The 23810-nt window shown below is 25.0% G+C and carries 17 protein-coding genes and 1 riboswitch; of the genes, 1 reads left to right on the top strand and 16 read right to left on the bottom strand.

The window, feature by feature from the left end:
• Positions 1-554 precede the first annotated feature (554 nt).
• Entirely contained in the window at positions 555-1958 is a 1404-nt protein-coding gene (locus KQI36_RS04500) for an alanine/glycine:cation symporter family protein (RefSeq protein WP_010293348.1), read from the top strand.
• A gap of 169 nt (positions 1959-2127) precedes the next feature.
• On the opposite strand, the gene KQI36_RS04505 is transcribed toward KQI36_RS04500, so the two are convergent.
• From KQI36_RS04505 to KQI36_RS04580, 16 genes are all read right to left on the bottom strand, one after another.
• Positions 2128-3603 carry a hypothetical protein gene (locus KQI36_RS04505; protein WP_216449786.1) on the bottom strand — a complete coding sequence of 492 codons (1476 nt, stop codon included), beginning with the start codon at positions 3601-3603 and terminating at the stop codon, positions 2128-2130.
• A gap of 463 nt (positions 3604-4066) precedes the next feature.
• Positions 4067-4897, bottom strand: a complete 831-nt coding sequence (locus tag KQI36_RS04510) for an energy-coupling factor transporter transmembrane component T family protein (RefSeq protein ID WP_216449788.1) — start codon at positions 4895-4897, stop codon at positions 4067-4069.
• On the bottom strand, positions 4897-6600 hold the full coding sequence (locus KQI36_RS04515) for an ABC transporter ATP-binding protein (protein WP_216449790.1): 1704 nt from the start codon (positions 6598-6600) through the stop codon (positions 4897-4899). Before KQI36_RS04515 ends, KQI36_RS04510 begins: the two co-directional genes overlap by 1 nt.
• Positions 6601-6701: 101 nt before the next feature.
• A complete protein-coding gene (locus tag KQI36_RS04520; protein ID WP_010293355.1) occupies positions 6702-7259 on the bottom strand; it encodes an ECF-type riboflavin transporter substrate-binding protein in 558 nt (185 codons plus the stop codon).
• Positions 7260-7475: 216 nt separating this feature from the next.
• Positions 7476-8069 (bottom strand): energy-coupled thiamine transporter ThiT, encoded by a 594-nt coding sequence (gene thiT, locus KQI36_RS04525; protein WP_010293356.1) that lies wholly within the window; start codon positions 8067-8069, stop codon positions 7476-7478.
• Positions 8070-8167: 98 nt separating this feature from the next.
• Positions 8168-8827 (bottom strand): thiaminase II, encoded by a 660-nt coding sequence (tenA, locus tag KQI36_RS04530; RefSeq protein WP_216449791.1) that lies wholly within the window; start codon positions 8825-8827, stop codon positions 8168-8170.
• A gap of 120 nt (positions 8828-8947) precedes the next feature.
• A riboswitch (TPP riboswitch) is annotated at positions 8948-9049 on the bottom strand.
• A gap of 409 nt (positions 9050-9458) precedes the next feature.
• Positions 9459-10112, bottom strand: a complete 654-nt coding sequence (gene trmB / locus KQI36_RS04535) for a tRNA (guanosine(46)-N7)-methyltransferase TrmB (protein ID WP_216449792.1) — start codon at positions 10110-10112, stop codon at positions 9459-9461.
• Between the two features lie 251 nt (positions 10113-10363).
• Positions 10364-11869: a DUF1846 domain-containing protein gene (locus KQI36_RS04540; protein ID WP_010293359.1), complete on the bottom strand. Its 1506-nt coding sequence runs from the start codon at positions 11867-11869 to the stop codon at positions 10364-10366.
• 333 nt (positions 11870-12202) lie between these two features.
• Positions 12203-14566, bottom strand: coding sequence for a sensor histidine kinase (locus KQI36_RS04545; RefSeq protein WP_216449793.1), 2364 nt, complete (start codon positions 14564-14566; stop codon positions 12203-12205).
• A gap of 226 nt (positions 14567-14792) precedes the next feature.
• Positions 14793-15560, bottom strand: a complete 768-nt coding sequence (locus KQI36_RS04550; protein WP_216449794.1) for an APH(3') family aminoglycoside O-phosphotransferase — start codon at positions 15558-15560, stop codon at positions 14793-14795.
• A gap of 265 nt (positions 15561-15825) precedes the next feature.
• Entirely contained in the window at positions 15826-18168 is a 2343-nt protein-coding gene (locus KQI36_RS04555) for a cation-translocating P-type ATPase (RefSeq protein WP_216449796.1), read from the bottom strand.
• Between the two features lie 374 nt (positions 18169-18542).
• A complete protein-coding gene (locus tag KQI36_RS04560) occupies positions 18543-19202 on the bottom strand; it encodes a hypothetical protein (protein WP_216449798.1) in 660 nt (219 codons plus the stop codon).
• 28 nt (positions 19203-19230) lie between these two features.
• Positions 19231-19917, bottom strand: coding sequence for an NAD(P)H-hydrate epimerase (locus KQI36_RS04565; RefSeq protein ID WP_216449800.1), 687 nt, complete (start codon positions 19915-19917; stop codon positions 19231-19233).
• Between the two features lie 198 nt (positions 19918-20115).
• The gene (locus KQI36_RS04570) at positions 20116-21228 is read right to left on the bottom strand and encodes a GGDEF domain-containing protein (RefSeq protein WP_216449802.1); all 1113 of its coding nucleotides are present in this window, start codon (positions 21226-21228) and stop codon (positions 20116-20118) included.
• Positions 21229-21482: 254 nt separating this feature from the next.
• Positions 21483-22199 (bottom strand): EcsC family protein, encoded by a 717-nt coding sequence (locus tag KQI36_RS04575; protein WP_216449804.1) that lies wholly within the window; start codon positions 22197-22199, stop codon positions 21483-21485.
• 231 nt (positions 22200-22430) lie between these two features.
• Positions 22431-23555, bottom strand: a complete 1125-nt coding sequence (locus KQI36_RS04580) for an SEC-C metal-binding domain-containing protein (protein WP_216449805.1) — start codon at positions 23553-23555, stop codon at positions 22431-22433.
• Positions 23556-23810 lie beyond the last annotated feature (255 nt).

The following is a 23810-nucleotide window of genomic DNA, read 5'->3' on the forward strand; positions in this document are numbered from 1 at the left end:
ACAAAATATTGTATAAATTAATCTCTATTGGATTTTTATAATGTGAAAATGTCTTAAAATTTATTTTTATTATTTTAAGACATTTCCTTTTTTGTATATTTTTATTTACTTTTTATTTTCAATTAAATTCCATTTTATTATTTTACTACTTTAAATTATATGAATGCCTATGAAATTATAACCATTCACACTTTTTTAACATTTTAATTATAATTTTTATCCATAAACTCTATAAATTTCTTTCATTTCTTTATTTATCACCCTCTAGATGGTATTTTAAAATTTTCTCTCTACTTTTGAATTTTTTGTTAACTGTTTATAAAAAATACTTATTTTTGAATTTTCCTTTAATTTAACTATCATTTTACTGTTAATTTGTTCTATTCTTATTTTGTTGAAAATTGACTTTTTTTAGTGTATTTCGTATTATTATTATATATTGAAAATTCATTACTTTATTTGCGTTATTTATTTAATATATAAAAAAACATAAATACGTTCATACTAAAATAATTCATAGAGATTAATTTTTATTTTTACTGAGGAGGAATTTTATGGACTTTTTAAACAATTTAATTTCAACAACCAATACCTATCTTTGGGGATACATACTAATTGCACTTTTAATATTATCAGGCTTATACTTCTCTATAAAAACAAACTTTGTTCAATTTAGATACATAAAAGAAATGTATAGACTTCTTGTTAGCAAAGATAGTAAGGCTGGCGGCAAAGAAGGTAAGGTTTCTTCTTTCCAATCATTTTGTATAAGTACAGCTTCTAAAGTTGGAACTGGAAACATAGCAGGAGTTGCTATTGCTGTTTCTTTAGGTGGTCCTGGTGCTGTATTTTGGATGTGGATTATAGCTCTTATAGGAAGTGCTTCTGGTTTTGTAGAATGTACATTAGCACAAATCTATAAAGTTAAAGATGGTAAAGCATTCAGAGGTGGTCCTGCTTACTACATGGAAAAAGGACTTAACAAAAGATGGATGGGAATAATTTTCTCAATATTAATTACAATATCTTTTGGATTAATATTTAACTCAGTTCAAGCTAATACTATTACTGTAGCTTTCGATAGTGCTTTTGGAATAAGCAGAAATGTTTCTGGAATTATTATAGTTATTCTTACATCATTAGTAATATTTGGTGGAGTTACAAGAATAGCTAGAGTTTCAGAAGTAATAGTTCCTATTTTCGCTATAGCTTATATAGCAGTTGCAATATTAGTACTTGTTTTAAATATTACTCAAGTACCAGCAATATTAAAACTTATATTTGAAAATGCATTTGGATTTAAATCAGTAACTGCTGGTGGACTTGGTGCAACTATAATGCAAGGTATTAAAAGAGGATTATTCTCTAACGAAGCTGGTATGGGAAGTTCTCCAAATGCCGCTGCTGCAGCTGAAGCATCTCACCCAGTTGAACAAGGATTTGTTCAAACATTAGGAGTTTTTGTTGCTACTTTAATAATTTGTAGTGCTACTGCATTTATAATATTAGCATCTGGAACATATTCAGACACAAACCTTACTGGTATAGAATTAACACAACAAGCTTTAAGTTCTCAAATAGGACCATTTGGTAGTGTATTTGTTACTGTATGTATTTTCTTATTTGCCTTTAGTTCTATAATTGGTAATTACTACTATGGACAATCTAACATAGAATTTATAAAAACTAACAAAGTATTCTTAAATGTTTATAGAGCGTTAGTAGTTGCAATGGTTTTATTCGGATCATTAGTAAAAGTAGATTTTGTTTGGAACTTAGCTGATTTATTCATGGGAATTATGGCTATAGTAAACTTAATAGCTATACTATTCTTAGGTAAATATGCTTTCTTAGCTTTAAAAGACTATATTGCTCAGAAAAAAGCAGGTGTTGAAACTCCAGTATTTAAAGCATCCTCTATACCTGGATTAAAAAATGCTGATGAGTGGGAAAACTAATTGATTTTTCTATCATCTAATTTAAACAATAATAAAATTTAATTTAAAATTATTTGTATTACTATAGAATTTATAACTTTTTATCAATTAATCTCTAATGAATTATATAAACAAAAAGGTACTTTAAAGTACCTTTTTTAATTTATATTCAACTTTTAAACTTATAAACTTATTTTTCCTTTACCCCTTCACTTAACACACATTGAAAATCCCTTAACTCTTCTACTGATGGATACGTTAATTTCAAATACATTGCCTTATTTATAGTTTTTAATGCATCATCATATTGGGATACTAAGTATTTAGCTTTTGCTACATTATATAAATATTCTATAGAATTACTTTTAGTTTTTATCAATTCATCATAATATTTTAAAACTTTTGTATAATAATATTTATTATATTTATTTATTTCAATAAGATTTCCTTTTATCCATTTATACATACTTATTTCATAACCTACTTTTTTACTTTTATACCATAATACTATTTCATTTAACTTTTCTTTTTTATTTTCCAAATTTACAACATCTATTTTATTAAAACATAATATAGTATGTGGAATTAAACTACTTATTTTTTTATTTTTATATTCTAATAAATCTAATCTACAAGTAAAATCTCGTATTTTCCATCCTATTATTATATTTTTATTTTTTCTAGAGCAAACTTCTTTTATATTTAAATAACCTATGTTATCCCCTTTCCCTTCATAATTATCTAAAATCTGTACTCCCTCTCCTGTAACCTTACATATACCTATATGTCCATATCCCTTGTAATTATAAGCATATATAATTTCATCTTCTTTATCATTGTCTAAATCTAATTTGATAATGTCATTTTCACCACCAAATTTATTTAGAGAAATAACTTCTGCTCCTTCTGGTATAACATCTTCTATATTAAAATATAATTCACTCTCCCTTAATCTATTATATGTTTTTCCTGTTTTCATAATGGATTGATATATAACTTTCATTTTTCCATATTCATCTATATCTAATAATGTTTCTATAATTCCAAACATATGTTCATTTGACGGTTCAATTATAATTTGTTGTATTAATAGTGAATTATAATTTTTTCCTACTTGTTTTACTGGATAAATAGCATTTATAGGAGATATATGTGGAGCATTACTCCCTAAAAATTTTCCACTTCTGCTATATATATTATTTAAATATTCATCATTATCATCATTAATATTTAGAACAAACTTCTTTTTAGTTTCCTCACAAAAAATTTCAATATTATAATCATCTAAATACCTAGCTTTAAATTTATATTTTTCATAAAAACTATTATAATTAAAAATCTCTGTTAAGTTTCCTTCCTCATATCTATATACATGTGCAATTAAATGTGCTATTTCTCCTCCTAAAGCACCTCTTATCATAATCTCTTGTTTATCATTTTCAGTAAAATTAATTAAAGCCAAATCTAAATCATAGCCCTTTACATTTAAATGTATAGTTTCTTCTCTCATTTTTTTTTGCTGTATAACAACATCTACTGATTCAATATAATTACTATCTTCATCAAATGGACATCCCATTAAAAAAACTAATTCTCCTTCACTTTTTCCTGTAACATAACCATTTTTCACAGAAATTATATCTCTATTGTATCTATATAGGCCCATTTCTTCCTCCAAAATTATTTCTTCTACTAACCAATATATTTAATATCTATGTTTTAGATACTAAATCAAGTTAAATTTTTACATAACATAAAACCCTCACAACATTTTTATGTTGTGAAGGTTTTATATTTACTATTTATCAACCGTGTGCGTAAAGCTACGCCACTTTATTCCAATAAAATATCTCTTTTTAATTTATTCAATAACCTTAAAATTTTTTCATACAAAATGCAGTGTTAAATTCTAATTGATTCATAGCATGTCTCACTTTTTTTCTAATAACTATAACCATATTTTTTCTACTTTATATAAATTTTCAAAGAAAATTATATTGTTAGGTTAAAAGAAACTGGACTCAAGTTTCATTCTAAGCTATTAACTAAATGCAGTTGTACTTATTTTTATAGACTTATAACAAAGATTTGATGAATAAACATAAATATATTTTTTAAAATTTGAAATTCTATATGAATGGATTATAAAATCTACTATTATTTTTTAGTATAAAGTATAATGATAAAATAAATAATCCTGTTGCTAGAATTAAAGCTATATAATCATTTTTTCTAAAATCTCTTGCATTATACCATGTACGTTTTTTCATTTTTCCAAAAGCTCTTAACTCCATAGCTGCACTTATAGTATCTATTCTATCTAAACTTGAAAATATTAAAGGCATAAGTATAGATGCTGAATTTTTTATTCTTTTGCTTAATTTTTCTTTTTTAGACATGTCTATTCCTCTTGCTTGTTGTGCAAAAGAAATATCTTTATAATCCCTTTGAATATCTGGTATATATCTTAAGGCTATTGCAACTGAATAAGATATACGATAATTAACACCTATTTTATTTAAGGAAGCTGCAAATTCACTTGGATCTGTAGCTAGTATAAATAAAAGTGCTACTGGTATTACGGAAAAATACTTTATTGTTATATTAAATTGATAAAATAATTGTTCTAATGTTAAAGAATAATTACCTAGCATATGAAATAATACATGTTTGGTTTTGTATATTTCTACACCTTGATAAGGTGAGAATATAAATATAGCTATATTATTAAGTAGTAGAAAAAATAATATAAAGTATATTATTATTGCCACATTTTTAAATTTCAACTTAGACATTTTAAAAATAACTATACTTAAAACAAACATAACTACTAAAACTCTAGTATCATACGTTAACATAGATGCTAAGGCCCATAATATAAAAAATATAAGTTTTGTAGCTCCCGTCAAGTTATGTATTATTGAGTCTTTATTTATATAAGACAGCATCGTATCACTCATTATTTTCTTTCCCCCCTATCTTCTTCAATAAATCTTTCAATAAACTTTTTAGGATTATCAATATTAGATTTTAATGCCAATTTTTGCAAAGATGTTTCTTTAAGATTAGCTGCCTCTATTATCCTGTGATCAGTTAAAATATTCATTGATAAATCATCAGCAATCTTCTCTCCCTGTGATAGAACTATAGCTTTGTTGCTATACTCCAACATTAGATGCATATCATGAGTAATCATTATAATAGTTACTCCCTTTTTATTTAATTCTAATAAAAACTCCATAATCTCATTATAATGTTTGAAATCTTGTCCAGCAGTTGGTTCATCTAATATTATTATTTCTGGATTTAAAACTAAAATTGATGCTATTGTAACACGTTTTTTTTGACCAAAACTCAATGCAGATATTGGCCAATTTCTATACTCATATAATCCACAAATCTTTAAGGTTTTATATACTCTTTCTTCTATTTCTTCTTTACCTATTCCTCTAACTTTAAGTCCTAATGCAACCTCATCAAATATCATAGTTTTAGATATCATTTGATTGGGATTTTGCATTACCATACCTATTTTTTCTGCTCTTTCTTTTATCGTGTTTTTTTCTATATCTATACCATCAAAAAATATTTTTCCAGTAGTTGGTTTATAAAATCCACATATAAGCTTAGAAATAGTGGATTTCCCTGCTCCATTTTTTCCTACTATACTAACCATATCTCCTTTATATATACTAAATGACACATCTTTCAATATTTGTTTTTCTTCATTATATTGAAATGAAACATTCTGAAGTTCTAGTATAGATTTATTTTTTTCTTTTTTCTTTTTATCTACTGAATTAAGGTACCAACTATTTAATTTTTCTTTACATTCATTTATATCTATTATTTCTACATTTTTAGCGTTCATTTCCTCGGTAATATGACATCCTGCATATTTAAGAGCAGTTATATATAAAGGTTCTCTTATTCCATTTTCAATTAAAATATTTGAAGCTAAGAGTTTATTTGGTGTGGTGTCTTCCATTATTACACCATCATTCATAATTATTATTCTATCAACATCACAATGTAGTACATCTTCTAATCTATGTTCTATTATTAAAACTGTTTTATTAGTTTCCTTCTGTATTTTATCTATAAGTTCAATAGATGTTTTTCCTGATGCTGGATCTAAACTTGCTAAAGGCTCATCAAAGAGTAATATATCTACATCATCGATAATAGCTCCTGCTAATGTTACTCTTTGCTTTTGACCACCAGATAAATTATGTGGTGATGAATACAGATGACTATTTATGTCAACTAATCTAGATACATTTTCAACTTTATCTTTCATATTTTTTTTCATAACACAATAATTTTCTAATTTAAAAGCTATATCTTCTCCAACTGTTAATCCAATAAATTGGCTATCTGGATCTTGTAGTACTGTTCCAACCATTGTAGATATTTCAAAAATACTTAATTCATTGGCTTCTTTACCTTTAATTTTTAAACTTCCTGTAGTTTCTGCTTTATATGAAAAAGGAATTAAGCCATTTATACAATTTGAAAGTGTGCTTTTACCACATCCTGAAGGTCCTACTATAAGAACTTTTTCTCCTTCATATATAGTTAAATTTATATTTTTTAATGTAGGTTTAGCCTGAACTATATATTGAACTGAAAAATCCTTAAATTCTAGAATTGGTTTTTTCATATATTGTCCTCCTTTTTTAATCTATACAATAACTTTCTATTATTTTTATGAAATATTGATTTTCCCAATTAAAATACCGGAGTTGTTTCTCCGGTATACTTTTAGTATTCTTTATCTAGACTACCTTTTTTTGTTCTAGTTTTAGCATAATTGTTTATAAGGATAGTTCCTAATATTCCAACTGTAATTGTATTAGATACTCCCCCTATAGCACCTTGTAAAAAAACCTTATTAGAAGGCTCTGCATATATTAAAATATCTAGACCTGGTGCAACTAATCCCCATGCTATAATATTGGATATAATTTGTACAATATTAAAAACAGTAATTTGTTTTTTTCCAAAAATACCTTCATCAATCTTAATTTTTTTACAACACACGCCTATAATAAACCCCATAATAGCAGAGGCTATAACCCAACTTATCCAAGGTGAACCATAGAAGATTATATCTTTTAATCCATGACCTATAAGACCGATTAAAAATCCTGCTAAAGGACCGTACAATACGGACATTAATGCTAAAAATGCATAAGCAGTTTCTATATTTGTATTTGGTATACCTGTTGGTATTGACCCAAAACGACCTAATATCATAAATACGGCAGATCCAATTCCAACAGCTACAATTGTTTTAATTGGTAATGTATTACGCTTCATCTTTATCTCTCCAAACATTTAATACAAATAAAATTTCATATTATCTTAAATTATAATTTCATAATTATACACCGTTAAATATAAAATTAAACAAGCTAAAAGTCAAGTGGCATATTAAAATTAAATATAAAAAAGCTATCTTAAAATGTTTTTTATTTTAAGATAGCTTTAAATTTATTTATGAAAAATATATTAGATTTCAAATATAAACCAAACTTATACTGGTTTAGCTATTTTGCTAAATCTTTTTATTGGTAAAACTGCCATTAAACCAACTGTTAATAGTCCTTCTACCCCTGCACTACTTATATTATAAATAAATGAGTATAACCAAACATTCATTCCATCAGGTGCATATTGTCCAAAAAATACTGCTCCTGACACTATATTTACAAGTACACTTAGGGACACTGATAGTAAACAGCCTCCAATTAAATTTAACTTTTTACTGCTTCCAAAAGTTCCAGCAAGTCCTAATGCCATTGTTGAAAGCACATAATCTAATAAAAACTGTGCTGGATGCACTACCGTTGCTCCATTTAACAGTTTTAAAAGTCCAAAAATCATACCACCTGTAAGTCCCACTCTTCTTCCATATAATATAGATAAAAGCATTACAGGCAACATAGAAAATAAACTAATTCCACCACCTTGAGGATATTTTATAAATTGTATCAAATAAAGTACAAATGATATTGCACTAAACATAGCTGTAATAACCATAGTTCTTATATTGAATTTTTCTTTTCTTAAATCTATAAAATACATAATCATTAAAATTACACTAAGTATTGTAACTAATATAACCATTACCATGCTCCTTTTGATTTTAATATAAATATCAATCACTAATTAAATTTGAAAAGAAGAAAATTTTTCACTTATATACCAGCATAACATAACCAAATCTACATATCTTGATTTGCCATGTTCCAAAACTCCATTTCATACAGACTACATTTTACAAATATGTCTTTTAGCCTTTCTTTTTCTTTTTCATTTAAATCATTACAAATTTTATTTACATACTCTAACCATACATCTGTAAAATCATTAAAGTCTTTAGAAGAATATTCTTCAATCCAAGGTCTATAAAAGTTTTTCTCTAAATTATCTTTATAATTTTCTAATAAATACTTACCTATATAATTGTAACTCCAAGTACATGGTAGTGTTGCAATAGCTATTTCTTTTATATTCCCTGTTAATGCTATTGACTTCATATAACTTGTATAATTTATTGTAGCAATGTTATACTCCATTTTTTCAACATCCTCTATCTTATAACCATGATCTGTTAAATATTTTATATGAACTGCTGTCTCATCTTCCATAGTTCCCTTAGTTGAACTATAAAAAAACTTCATTTCTTCCATAGTATCAGCTTTTACAACCCCTACACAAAACACTTTTGCATATTCCTTAAGGTATAAATAATCTTGTATAAGATATTTCATAAATTTATTTTTATCCAATGTTCCCTTAGCTAAATTACATATAAATGGATGTTCTTTATATCCTTCCCATATTTCCTTTGAACTTGAATATAAATAATCTGTAAACTTCATAAAACTCCCCCTAATTTTAATATTAAAAATTTTCCAAACACAATAAAAGCTATACCCAACTTGGATATAGCTTTTTATACTTAAATACAAAACTATAAAATTTGCACAAAACTAAAACTTTTCGTTTTAATAACGCTTTCCTACGCTGGTATTATCCAATTTCAGGTTCAAGGGTTAGTATATGTATACCTCTCAGCTTTAATAGCACCCCTAGCTAATTATATTATTCTCTTTTCAATATTCATTATAAAACAAATATATTAAAATATCTACATTTATACTAAATATTCTTAATTAATATTAATTTCTTTTTATCTATTATAGTGTTCCAAATTAAATTTTAAACTTATTTATTTATCAATAACTAACAGGTTGTTTTAGTTAAGAGTTAAGAGTGAACAGTTGTGTTTATTACTACTCACTTCGTTCCTAGTAATTCTCGACGTATCTTTTTATAAATTTGCAAAGCAAACTATAATGATAGATTTTTAAAAATCATTTTCAGAAAGTGTTTGCTACTTTCATCCTAAATTCATAATTCATAAATCCTAATTCTTAACTAACTATATTTGTACTTATTTTTCTCAACTGATAACAAAAATTTATCATCGTACATTTATTATGAATTTTATTATAATGTTGCAATTAAAAACTTTGTTTTTATTCCTTGTGCTGTAAACATTTCTTCATGTTCTGTTACTACATTACCTTTAAAATCACTTTTATGTAAATCATAAGTTATGTACTTTATATTAAATTTACACTCTTTAAAATACTCTAATGACTCTTCAAAAAGTTCATCATCATCAGTTTTAAACCATATTTCTCCGCTCTTTTTTAAAAAAGTTTTATATTTATTTAATTGTCTTGTATGTGTTAATCTTCTTTTCTTATGTTTTTCTTTTGGCCAAGGATTACAAAAGTTTATATATATTCTATCGATTTCATCTTTTTCATCTAACATCTCTTCAATAAGTCCAATTTCCTGTGCCATAAGCTTTACATTGTCAACTTTTCTTTCCTTTTTATCAACTGCATTTTCTATATTTCTTTTTGCTAAAACTAAAACTTCATCTTTTATATCTATAGCTATATAATTAATATTTTCATTTTCTGCAGCATGTTCAGCCATAAATGTACCTTTTCCACAACCTAACTCTAAGTATAACGGTTGAATCCTGTTAAAGCTTTCCTTCCATTTTCCTTTATATTCACTAGGTTTAGCAACAAAAAAATCACAACTTTCTAATTCAGGTCTAGCCCATGGCTTTCTTCTCATTCTCATATTAAATCACTCCATATCTTACAATATATCTTTATATTTTTAATACAAATCACTAGACTTTATTATACATAAAGCCTTTAATTGTATCAATCATAGTTAAGTTTTAACATATAGTTTTTACTTATAAAATTTCAATTCATAATTTAAATTTAATTTTTTATATAGCTATCTTATCTTTAGACATAATAAAAGGGTAATCCCTTTTATTATATTATTTTATTTTGAGATTACCCTATAAAAATATATTCTATTTAATTGTAATAAAGATTTTCTGATGGATATTCTGGGTCACAAGTTATATCTATTCCAATTTTTCTAAATGTCTGTTCATCATTTTTATTTAGTATTGTAGTTGAATGTGCTTGACATCCTTTAAGCATTGGTAATTTTGCCATAGCAACTTGAGCCATAGGATTTGTAGCTGCACAAATACTAAGTGCTATTAATATTTCTTCACATGTTAATGCTGTGTTTTTACTACCTAATGTTTTAGATTTTAAGTTTATTATTGGCTCCAATATAACTGGTGATATTAAATGTATTTCATCTGATATGTTAGCAAAATGTTTAATAGCATTTAGTACTACTGCTGCTGTTGCATCCATAACATTTGAACTTTTACCTGTTAATATAGTTCCATCTTCAAGTTCTAAAGCTACTGCTGGGCATATTTCATTTTTTGCACAGTTTTCTTTAAGTTTTGCTGAATGCTCTCTCGCTGGCATTACAACTTTTCTATCTTGCTCTTTTAAATTAAGTTCTTCCATTATAAGTTTCACTCTTTGGAAAGTCTCTTTATCTGCATAACCTTTTTTATAATCACATGCTGTTTTAAAGTATCTTCTAATAATTTCTTGCTGAGATGCTTCTTTTACTACATCATCATCTATTATTCCGTATCCAACTCTATTAACTCCCATATCTGTTGGAGATTTATAAACAGCCTCTTCCCCAGTTATTTTTTCTATAATTCTTCTTAAAACTGGGAAACTTTCTATATCACGGTTATAGTTTACTGCTACTTTTCCATAAGCATCAAAATGGAATGAATCTATCATATTTACATCTTTCAAGTCTGCTGTAGCAGCCTCATAAGCTATATTAAGAGGGTGTTTTAGAGGTACATTCCAAACTGGGAATGTTTCAAACTTCGAATATCCTGCTACATTACCTCTTTTATACTCATGGTATAACTGACTAAGACATGTTGCAAGCTTTCCACTTCCTGGTCCTGGTGCTGTAACAACTACTATTGGTTTACTTGTTTCAATGTATGGATTTTGTCCATATCCTTCATCACTAACTATAGTATCTACATCTGTTGGATATCCTTTTGTAGATTTATGCTTATATACTTTTATTCCTCTACGTTCTAACTTATTTATAAATACTTTAGTTGCTGGTTGACCTTCATATCTAGTTATTACCACACTGTTTACGTCTAGTTCATAAGATCTCAAATCATCTATTAGTCTTAAAACGTCCATATCATATGTAATACCAAAGTCGCCTCTTATTTTATTTCTTTCAATATCCCCTGCATATACACAAATAACGACTTCAACTTTTTCTTTTAGCTTGTGTAATAATTTTATTTTTGCATTCTCATCAAAACCTGGTAAAACCCTTTTGGCATGTAAGTCAAATAATAATTTTCCACCAAACTCTAGATATAGTTTGTCATAATTATTAACTCTTTCCAAAATATATTTTGATTGTTCTTCAAGATACTTCTTATGATCGAATCCTATTTTCATTTTTTCACCCTCACTTATTAAGACTTAATTTTTATTAATTTACAATCTTTATTTAAATTTTTAATTAATAATAGTGAGTATTTTATTTATAAATTACTCACTATATCAACTATTAATATTTAACTCTATTCACTTATAGTATCTGTGTTTTGTTCTAAGTTTATGTTATTTATTTAATTTATCATTACAAAGTTAGATGATACCATAAATTTTATAATATTGTATAGATATTTTTTTTAAAATACAGTGATTATGTTAAAATATCTCTACCCTATATTGATTTTTTTCAATATACTATTGTTATACAAAATAATCCAAAGTAAATTTTGGATTTTAATATAAATCATAAAATTCTACTGATACTTTCTCATCTACCGATTTTATATTATTATTTATTAATGACATGTTCATTTCATCCTTACAATTACACTTTACAATAGGAAGTTCAATAATAAATTCACTACCTTCTTCTAATTGTTCATTTAAGTAAACTTTACCATCATGAAGAACTACTAAGGACTTTACTAATGCCAACCCTATACCTGTACCACTTTTCTCTTTATTATAATTTTTATTACTTTGTGCAAATCTGTCAAATATATGCTCTCTAAATTCTTTTGGTATACCTATTCCATCATCCTTAACTCGTATTACAACAAAATCATCTTTTTTAGAAACATATACCAATACATTTCCATGTTCTTCTGTAAATTTTATTGCATTAGATAATAAATTTAAAATTACTTGTTCTAATTTATCCTTATCAGTTTTTATTTCCAACTCTTCAAAATCTGTATCAAATATAATATTTATATTTTTTATATCAGCATAAGGAACTACTGACATTGTTACGTCTTCTATTAATTTGACTATATTATAATCTTTAAAATTCATTTTCATAAATCCACTTTCAATTTTAGTTATATCTAATAAATTATTTACAAGTTTAAGCATTCTATTACAATTTTCTCTTATAATACCCTCATATTTATCATAGGAACTTCTAAAATCCTCTACGCTTAATTTTCTCTTATTATTTAAAAGTTGAACAGATGAATATATTATATTTATAGGAGTTCTCACTTCATGTGATAAATTCGAAAAAATTTCTGTCTTTATTCTATCATATTCTTTTATTTCATCATATTTTTCTTTTAAAATATCAACTTCATTTTTATAACTAAGGTCTCTAGAAACTATTATTTTTCCTACAGATTGTCCTTTTTCATTTAGCATGTTTGTTATTAATGACTCTACCACAACTAATTTATCTTGTTTAGTTAAAATTTTATGTTTAATCCAAATATGATTTTCACAGTCTGAATCTAAAAATTTATTATTACAAACTTTAAAACTAAATAATTTGTTATAGTGACTATTATTAAGTTCATCCCTATCATAATCTAAAGTTTCTAAAACTGCATTATTAACATATGTTATTATTCCATCATTATCTATCGTTATTATTAAATCTTTAATATTTTCAGTTATTGTTGCTAATTTATTTTCGCTTATAACTAACCTTTCATGAGCCTCATACTCGTCTGACATATCCACTAATGTACATACCATTCTGTCAACATTATTATTAAGGTGTATTTTTTGTATATCTAAATTATGAACCTTTCCATTATTAAATAATACTTTTTTATATAATCCATCCTTCTCTATTTTAAACTCTATTTCATCTTTATCATTAAAAATAATATACTTTTTTAATTTCAATTCCAATTCTTTATTTTGCTCTTCCATCGAGTTAAACTTATTACAACTAGATTCTCTTATTTTTCTATTAGCATAAACTATATTCTCGTTTTCGTCATAGACTACAACTTCATTTCTTTGATTATATTCAGCCAGCTCATAAAATATCTTTAACTCTTTTTTTAATCTATCACTTTCTTTTTCTTTTATAACCATTTCAATAAATAATCCTAAAATAAGTGAGTTAAACCCCAAAAAAGTTAATATGTTGCATCCACTATATATGTTTTCTATTTTAAATTTTATAAAACATAATAAATATATTCTTTTTATTGTAAAGAAACCTAAACTTAAAATAATAATTGTATATATAAAATCTTTATTTTTTCTACTTTTTTTCATAAGTGATGTTAATACAAAAATATAGTAAATTATAAAAATAAAATTTACATATAAATACAAATTTTGTTTAAATATACTATTATTAATTTTTAATAAATTTAATTCAAAATTATTTAAAATTATTGTTAATATTACTATTGAAATTATTGAATAAAATTTATTTTTTTCCATTAATCTAAGTAATTTATTATGTTCTTTTTTAACTGTAAAAGTAATTAATATTGTTCTTAAAATATATGCACCAATAATCAATGACAACCTTGCATTTAATTCATGACTTTGATTATATAATTTGAAATTAATATACAGTCTTTCTACTGTAAAACTTAAATAAAATAAAGATATTATAAAAAAATCACTTTTCTTATATGTATAATAATAAATCCAACAACTAGCCATAGAAATAATAGCTAAAGTACCATTTATTATTTTAAAATCATAAGCTGTAATATATTTATCTATTGGTAAAAACTTAATATAAAATGCCCCTAAAAAACTTAAAATAAGTAAAATTAATGATATATACATAATTATTTTGTTAATATCTAACGTTGATATTTTTTTCTTGTCTTCAGTTAACTCTAAATTCATAACAAACCTCATCTACAAAATTTTTATAACCTTATACCATAATAAATTAAGATGCTTAATTATTTTTTAATTTATTCCCTTAATGCTATTATATTTCATGTGTTTTTTTTAGTCTACATTATTATGTATATTTTTACAAATTAATTTAAATTTCGACTAAAAAAAATACAACCTATAGTTAAAGTTTAACTTAGATTGTATTCTAAAATTATAATACTATATTTATTTAAAATAATTCATCTAATAAAATATAATAAGCAATTTTATTAGCATCATATTTATCCAAACCATATTCATCTAAAAATAATTTTACATAATGATCATTTCCAAAATTAGTTCGTATACTTCTGCATGCAATTCCTATATCTTGATATCTATCGCCAATACCACCTCTTCCCCAATCTATAAAACCACTTATTTCACCTTTATGTTGAATTATATTCGGTAAGCAGTAATCTCCGTGAACTAACACTAAATCTTCACATTCAGGCCGCATACTCTCTAATTTATTAACAATTTCTAAATAACTTTTATCTTTATTACAATTAAAATTCACAAGTTTTTGTTCTATATTTTTTCTTCCTTCTTTTAATTTAACATCTAGAGTTTGTACTACATTACAATTTGTAATATTTATATTATGAATCATTTTTAATCCTTTAGCCAAATTCTTTACTATTAGTTCTTTATTAAAATTTTCTCTTAATAAATTTAATGTATTTTCTCCCTTTATTTCTGACATTATTAAAAATTGATTATTACAATCCCCAACATACAGTAACACTTCTGGAACATTTAACTTTCCCTTCAGCCAATCCAATAACTTTACTTCTTGCCTAAATATTTCATATTTACTTTGGGCTATTTTTAAATAGGCTCTTCTATTTTGCATATTAATTTTAAATACTTCAGCTTTAGAACATCCAATACACACTTTCTCTATGCTATCCATATCTATCAAATCACAAATCTCCTTAGGTAAATTTAAAATCATATACATTCTCCTTTTAAACAAATTATTTATAAAAATAATAGTTCAAAAACTTAATTAACATTTTAAAATTATAAAACTTTATTTTTTTATGTATATATAAAGAAAATAATAGACACAAATTACAATATATATTTTATAAAATTCAAGCCTATCAGATTCTAATAATAATTATTTATTATTAGATACTGTCAACTCAAGATTTTGTGAAATAATTAAGTAATTTGCTCTATTATTTAATTTAATATTTAATAAATTTTCATTTGTTTTAACAAATTTGTGGATTATTCATTATTTTTTTTACTATTTTAGGTATAAATATCATACCTAATGTTCCTAAAATAGTTATTATAAGAATTCCATTAGCCTTTGTAGTAACAAATGGTGCTATATCAAAAAGATTTCTTATAAACGGTATAGTGAATGACCCTATAAATAACAATATCATTCCAAACAATATCAATATTCTATATAGATTTAATGGCCTTGACACCTTAAATACAACGAATAAACTTAATGCAGTAAACACAACTAAAGATAATGATGAAGACTGTTTCATAGAAAGTCCACTATGGAATCCTATAAGAAATGCAATTGTAGTGCTTATACCTATCATTACACCATTTGGTATTGATACTTGTAAAACCCTTTTTAAAAAATTTTTTTTAATTCTTTCCTTATTAGGTGCCAATGCTAAGAAAAATGATGGTATTCCTATAGTTATGCTACCAATTAAAGTTAATTGAAATGGCGTAATAGGAAATGGTAACCTTAATAGAGAAAAGGATATACACATAATTATAAAATATACTATTTTGGACAAGAAAAGTTCTGACACTTTTTCCAAATTATTTATAAGTTGACGTCCTTCTGTTACAACATTTGGTAATGAAGCAAAATCTGAATTCATAAGTACAAGTTGTGCTACTGCCTTTGTAGCATCTGCTCCACTAGCCATAGCTATACCACAATCAGCTTCCTTTAATGCTAAAACATCATTAACTCCGTCTCCCGTCATAGCTACGGTATGCTCATTGGATTTTAAAGCTTTCACTATTCTTCTCTTTTGATGAGGTGTAACTCTTCCAAATACACATGTTTCTTCTACAACCTTAGCTAATTCTTCTTCACTTTCTGGAAGCAATCTAGAATCGATATACTTTTCTCCATTTTTAATTCCAACTTTTTTAGCTATAGCCGAAACAGTTATAGGATTATCCCCTGATATAATTTTTATTTTTACATTTTCTTTTTCAAAATAATCTATAGCTTCCTCAGCGTTATCTCTTATTATATCTTCAAGAAATATAAGTCCTATTCCGTGTATGTCTCCATTTAAATCCTCACTTAAAATTTCTCCATTAAATTTTGCTAATAAAAGAATTCTTTTTCCAGCCTCTGCTGCGCTTTTGACACGTTTAGCTATATTTGCATACTCTTCTTTTAAAATAACCTCTGGTGCACCTAATATCCAGGTTCCTTCATTTTCAAATTCTACGGCTGTCCATTTTCTTTTAGATGAAAAAGGAATCTTATTCTTTACTTTTAAATTTGGATTTTCCTTAAATTTGTTGAGTATAGCTTTATTAGTCTGATTTCCACCTAAAAAACTATATGCTATTGCTGATGTATATTTTTCTACATCCTTTGTATTATTTTCTTTTAATGCTATAATTTCGCTAACTTTTAAATCACCTTTAGTAATTGTTCCTGTTTTATCTAAACATAAAACATCTACACGAGCTAAAACTTCTGTAGCTGGTAATTCCTGAACAAGAGTATGAAGTTTAGATAGCCTTATAACTGCTACAACAAAAGTAGTGCTGGTTAATAAAATTAACCCCTCAGGAACCATTCCTATAATTCCTGTAACAGAACCAATTAATGCACTTTTCCAACTTTCATTTCCTGACATAAGCTGACTAGTTGTTAAAAGTAAGCCTAAAGGAAGTATCATCCACATTATTATTTTAAATATCTTTCCTGTAGATTTTTGAAGTTCAGAATTTATTAGTTTAAATTTTCTTGCTTCATTTGCAAGTTTTGCTGCATATGTTTCTCCTCCGACACAACGTGCTACTGCATAACACTGACCTGCTGTTACAACACTACCTGATAAAAGTTTACTCCCTTTTTGTTTTAATATAGAATCTGATTCACCAGTAATCATAGATTCATCGACTTCTACTTCAACATCTTGTATAACTTCACAGTCTACTAATATCTGATCTCCTGTCTTTAAAATCATTATGTCATCTATCACTATTTCTTCTGCTGTAATATTTTTAGTTTTTCCATTTCTTATAACATATGCTCTTTTACTATTAATGACTGCTAATCTTTCTAATATTCTTTTTGCATGTATTTCTTGAAATGCACCTAATATTATATTTGCTATTACTATTATTATAAAAACAGCATCCTTAGGTGAACCTATTAAAATTAACAATATTGCTAATGATATATTTAAAATATTATAGCTTGTTAATATATTCGCCCTTAAAATCTGAGTTAATGTTCGAGAAGGTGGTTTAGGAATATTATTAACCTTACCACTTTTAATTCTTTCTTCTACATCCTTATCATTAAGTCCTCTTATTTTTTCTTCCATAATATTTTAATCACCGCCTTTACTTTTGTTTTTATGATTTTAACCTTTTGTATAGAGTTGTAAACTATTTTTAAATAAATGCTTTTTAAATTTTCAACTTATAGTTGAATTAATTTTTAAACTTGTCTTACTCTATTATACATTAACATTATTAAATTAACCTTAAATTAACGTGACATAATCTTAAAATTACATTACATTTTTGAAATATATCTTTATTTTAAATAAAATTTACTAAAAATAAAAATGAAATAACTTAAAAAGTCTAATTTTATACTTATAATGTTTATTATGAAATAAAATTTAATCATATTAATATAATTATCATTACATAATTTTACAAATAAATATAGGGTTTTAAAAAACCCTATATTTTAATCTTCTATAATATCCTTTTTATCCTCTTTCTTTACTTCATTTTCTTTTTTATTAATACTTTCATTTTTTATAATTCTATTTGCCCTACTAAGTTCACTATTAGCTCTACTTTCTATGTTATTAATAGATTTTTCTAATTTTAATTTTTGTTTAGAAACAAAATTATTAGGATATTTTATATCTTTAAGATAACCTAACTCTACTTTTAAATTTCCTTTAGTAATATTCAATGAATGTATGTTATCCATGCTATTTCTAGCTTTAATTAGATTTTTAAGGCTTTTAGAAATTATAACTCCATCTCTTTCTTCATCACCATTTTTATTTTCTTTTTCTTTCTGTTCTAGTTTTTCTTTTGCTTTTTCTAATTCTTTTTCTTTTTCTATCATAAGAGCTTGTTGCATTTGTTCTTCTATTAACTTTATTTTAGCATCTAACTCTTTGTTTTTTTCAATTCTCTCTTTTGGTGTTAAATCTTGTTTTTGTAAATTCTCCTTTTGTTTTATTAAATTTTCTTTAGCTTCTTGAAGATTATTTATAATATCAGCTTTTTTAAATTTAATACTTTTATTGAATTTTAAATTTAGATTATCCTCATCCTTTTTAATTTGTGAAAACATAGTATTAGTTTTTGTATTTAATCCTTCAACTCTCATAATTTTTATCCCCCAAAACATTTATATATTATAATATTTGTATAACTTTTCTAGGAATTCCTATATCAACCACTTTAATATTGCCACAATATTCTGATATATGTTCTTTTAAAAAACCTACCTTTGGTAACTGCAATGTTATAGTTTCATCAGCTTTTATTGCTACCCCCATAACCTCTCCATTATCACCATTTATTCCAGATGGAATATCTATAGCTATAGTATATGCACTACATTTGTTTACCTTTAGAATTAAACTTTCATAAATACCTGAAATTTTTCTTTTTAAGCCAGTTCCAAATATTCCATCAATAATTACATCAGCATAAATTAAACTCTGTAATTTATTTAAATCGGTATTCTCATTTATAAATCTTATTCCTATCTTATTATCGTCTAATTTATTTATATTCTTTATAATTTGAAAGTTTTCATTAAAATCATTGCTTGCTTTCTTTAAATTTCCTACTATAAATACTTCAACATTATAATTATGCAAATATAAATGTCTTGATAGTGCAAGTCCATCTCCACCATTATTTCCAACACCCGAAATTATAATTACCTTTGAATTAGGCATTTCTTTTAATTTTTCATCTACCTCATTAAATATTTTTATTGCTGCATTTTCCATAAGTATCATTCCACTTATTCCTAATTGATTTATACAATAATTATCTATTTGTTTCATTTTTTTTGAGTCAACGTACTTCATATTATCCCTCTCTTAAATATGTCAGTAACTAAACTTTAACCCTTAATTTTTAAGTATAATTACTAGTTATTATAATACACATATAAAAATTATACTCTAATTTTATAGGATTCTAAACTATTAGTTCTTAAATCTTAGCCATTAACTAACTACAACTCTACTAGAGCCTTTAAATTTTCTATGTAAATAACTATATAGTCAAATATGTCTTTTTAAACATTTATTTCTATACATTTCATTGTCTGCAAATGTTAAAATTTCAGTTACTTCCGTGCCATTTATCGGATAAATGGCTTTTCCTATACTAAATGAAATATTAATTTTTTTATTTATATCATTCTTTAAATATATTTTGTTTCTACATATAATTTCAATAATATCTGAAATTTTTTCATATTTAGTAGTTATTATTGAAAATTCATCTCCACCTATCCTATATATTTGCCCATCTTTATTAATATACTCTTTTAATATATCAATAAAGTGTTTTAAGCATTTATCTCCAAAAATATGACCATTATTATCGTTTATACTTTTAAAATCATTTATATCTAAATAAAAAATTCCAAATTCAATATCTTTTTTTATTAAACCTGAAATATCCTCTTCAAATTTTCTTCTACTATAAGCACTAGTTATATCATCTCTTTCTGCAATAAAAATAGCTTGTTCCAATGATTTCATATTTTCAGTAAAAAAATATATTACCGGATAAAAAATCAATGTACTTAAGCAAAATATACTATAAATTATTACTCCATAAAAACAATTATGGAATATAATAAATCTAAATAGTAACGTTAAAGAAATTACATATGAAAAAGGGGCAAATGATATTAAATAACCTATCTTTGTCCTCAATGTCTTAATATTAGGCCTATACACTTTAGCAACATGAAATAGATTAAATAATAATACTAATATACTTATAAGGCTAAAACATAATTTATATATGATGACATTACCTTTATTAACCTCATTTAAAATTATAAAATCTTCACATAATATATAAATTGTTATTATAGATAAATTAGCTATAAGTGATGAATAATATACAAAAGCAACCTCTCTAATTGATCCTTTATATATTTTATATTTCATAGGAAACAAAAGAATATATATAAATTGGGCTATCATAATGCTATCCTCTAATTGAAAACACATTGATATAATGAAAAAAAATAACAAATATATAAGTGAAACTCCAAAAGTTTTTAAGTTTATTTTTGGTTTATTTTCATATAATGCTGATCTCATTAATAAAGTAGTAAAAACATATTGACCTATTAGATATAAGAATTGTTTTTTCATATTTTATTTCCTCTATCTTAAGTAACATTAACATATTTGTATACTTAATTTCCATTCCCTTCTAAATATTCACTTAAAATTCAACACAATATACACTTAAATTTTAGCATATAAATACATTTTAATCCAATAATTAAAATATATGTATTAAAAGTTTCTTTTTTGTTTATTCTACATAAATAAAACTTATAATTTAAATTTAATTATAAGTTTTATCTTAGATATCTTTAAATTATATAATATACAATTTTACTTTAAGTAAGTATTCTCATTCTATATGCTTGTATTGCAGTTTTACTCAATTTATCTATAAGTTTATTATTTACATAAGCCCCTACAAAAGCACCTATACCTGGTATCATTTGTAACAGTTTGGCAAGATCTATATAATCTCTGTATTCCTGCTGAAACGTTTTCCAATCAAAGCAACTTATATCATCTGGTAACATAGTACAATACTTTTCCCAATCTTCCATAGTATAAAAGACTTTATTTACATGATTTTTACTTGAAAAAGCTAGTTGAAATATATTTAGTATATATAATCGTTCTTTATAATCCTTAACATCAAAGCCATAAATAGCAGCAATATCATAAAGAAGCTTTATTTTTATCCCTAATAATAATGGGAAATCGGCAATTCCTAAAGCTATACCCCCAGCACCAGTTCCAGCACCTTCTATAATTGCTGTGTTTTTATAAACTTTAGTTTTTTCTTCAACTAAGTCTTCCCTTTCCTTTAAAGACAAATTTAAATAAGGTTTTTTAGTAATATACTTTGATCCAAATAAAACTGCTTGTGTCATATTCTTTATTGTGTTCGTCATAAATTCATGATATTTACTGGGCAACATTCCATTAAACTTGTTTTGAACTCCCTTAGTAGCTTTCTCAAATATAGATGGTCCTTTTCTCATTTCTTTTTTCCATTTTTCAAGCTCGCTTAATGCCACTTGATTATAAAATTCCATACTGTTTTCAACTCCACACTTTATACTTTAAACATATAATACTATATTACTTATTGACTACTTTTCATTTTTCAAAAAAATTATATAATTTTTTTCCGAATTTAATCATTTATATCTTAGATTTTTTTAATTCCTAGTTAAGTTATATTATCCAATTTTTTAAATATACATTCTTAAACAAAAATAAAAAGCATCCCCATAATAAATTGAGATGCCTTCTACTTTATAAAGTTATTTTCCACAACATTTCTTATATTTCTTTCCACTACCACATATACAAGGTTCATTTCTTCCAACTATCTTTTTATTAGCATTAACATTTAACTTTCTTAAAGATAATTCTTTCGGAGTAAATCCTTTGTTGCTCCATTTTCTTGAATTATTAGAAACATTTGCTACCAATTTCACAATTTCCTCTAATTGTTTTTTACTTTTTATCTCTATCTTTCTTCTATCTAACTCAAAAAGAACTCTTTGAATATCGAAATCAGAATCTACTAGTCCCATGCATATATCTTCAAAAGTTTCTTGTGCAAGTTCAGTATCAACACACATTTCATTTAAAAATTTTTTTAATTTTATATGTTCCTCTGTTAATTCCACATAATCTTCATCTGCATATTTAAGTAATTCTTCCTTAGGTAAAATTTTATATTCTTTGCCTTCTCTAAGTTCTTGTAATGTTTCATATTCACCTTCATTAACTAATAACGCTTGATGTATAACTCTTTCATCATCGAACTCAACCATACCTAAACTACCTGCAAACTTATCTAATATATCTAAAAACTCTTTTTCATCTAATTTTTCATCATTATTATCATTAAAGATATTCATAAAAAATTCTATTTCAAATATTCCATATAAATTAGAAAATGCTAATAAATACTCTTGCACATTTCTGTATCTTTCTTGTTTTACATCTAACTCTTTAAAATTGATTTTTTTAACAACATCTTTTATTTCATTTGGCATAACTATATATACTTTATTTTCCGAAATATATGTAAAAGCCATTCCTATGTTATATAAAAATACATAATTTTCAACTGGCATAGTTGTACATTCTATGTACTTTTCATCTCTAAGTTCTTGAAGTAATTTCATCCCATTATCATCTACAGAAACTAAATCTTCTTGTAATATATTAGCATCTTGAATCTTACTACATAACGCATCTACTAACATATCCTTTTTCATTTTATGTCTACCAACAATTTCATATATTCCAGCTAAGTCAGTTAGATTATTTTTTGTAAGATCACTTAAGCATTCTTTTAAAGAAAATTTTAATTCTTTTTTTATAGCTAATTCTTTATTAGCTTCAATTATGTAATTAATTAATTCTTGATTCATATTTGAACTCTCTCCCAAAATAATTTTTTAAATTTAAACTATAATACCGTCCGTATAGTCTTTCAATATAGCTTTCTAAACCCTAACTTTAACTTATATTTCTAGTCATTTTAATTTAATACTATCCAAATAAATTCATCTTATCCTAAAAACATAATAGAATCTTATAAATCATAAGTTAAATCTAGATTATACATTACTATATTCACATATTATCTATTATACTTTTTTATACTTTTTTATGCAAATTAGCTT

It is taken from the genome of Clostridium senegalense (genome assembly GCF_018916625.1).
GTDB lineage: Bacteria > Bacillota > Clostridia > Clostridiales > Clostridiaceae > Clostridium_J > Clostridium_J senegalense.

Bases quoted from the DNA above. Each gene is read 5' to 3' on its own strand.
- KQI36_RS04500 (WP_010293348.1), top strand. From the start codon at position 555: ATGGACTTTTTAAACAATTTAATTTCAACAACCAATACCTATCTTTGG.
- KQI36_RS04505 (WP_216449786.1), bottom strand. From the start codon at position 3,603: ATGGGCCTATATAGATACAATAGAGATATAATTTCTGTGAAAAATGGT.
- KQI36_RS04510 (WP_216449788.1), bottom strand. From the start codon at position 4,897: ATGAGTGATACGATGCTGTCTTATATAAATAAAGACTCAATAATACAT.
- KQI36_RS04515 (WP_216449790.1), bottom strand. From the start codon at position 6,600: ATGAAAAAACCAATTCTAGAATTTAAGGATTTTTCAGTTCAATATATA.
- KQI36_RS04520 (WP_010293355.1), bottom strand. From the start codon at position 7,259: ATGAAGCGTAATACATTACCAATTAAAACAATTGTAGCTGTTGGAATT.
- thiT (WP_010293356.1), bottom strand. From the start codon at position 8,069: ATGGTTATATTAGTTACAATACTTAGTGTAATTTTAATGATTATGTAT.
- tenA (WP_216449791.1), bottom strand. From the start codon at position 8,827: ATGAAGTTTACAGATTATTTATATTCAAGTTCAAAGGAAATATGGGAA.
- trmB (WP_216449792.1), bottom strand. From the start codon at position 10,112: ATGAGAATGAGAAGAAAGCCATGGGCTAGACCTGAATTAGAAAGTTGT.
- KQI36_RS04540 (WP_010293359.1), bottom strand. From the start codon at position 11,869: ATGAAAATAGGATTCGATCATAAGAAGTATCTTGAAGAACAATCAAAA.
- KQI36_RS04545 (WP_216449793.1), bottom strand. From the start codon at position 14,566: ATGAATTTAGAGTTAACTGAAGACAAGAAAAAAATATCAACGTTAGAT.
- KQI36_RS04550 (WP_216449794.1), bottom strand. From the start codon at position 15,560: ATGATTTTAAATTTACCTAAGGAGATTTGTGATTTGATAGATATGGAT.
- KQI36_RS04555 (WP_216449796.1), bottom strand. From the start codon at position 18,168: ATGGAAGAAAAAATAAGAGGACTTAATGATAAGGATGTAGAAGAAAGA.
- KQI36_RS04560 (WP_216449798.1), bottom strand. From the start codon at position 19,202: ATGAGAGTTGAAGGATTAAATACAAAAACTAATACTATGTTTTCACAA.
- KQI36_RS04565 (WP_216449800.1), bottom strand. From the start codon at position 19,917: ATGAAGTACGTTGACTCAAAAAAAATGAAACAAATAGATAATTATTGT.
- KQI36_RS04570 (WP_216449802.1), bottom strand. From the start codon at position 21,228: ATGAAAAAACAATTCTTATATCTAATAGGTCAATATGTTTTTACTACT.
- KQI36_RS04575 (WP_216449804.1), bottom strand. From the start codon at position 22,199: ATGGAATTTTATAATCAAGTGGCATTAAGCGAGCTTGAAAAATGGAAA.
- KQI36_RS04580 (WP_216449805.1), bottom strand. From the start codon at position 23,555: ATGAATCAAGAATTAATTAATTACATAATTGAAGCTAATAAAGAATTA.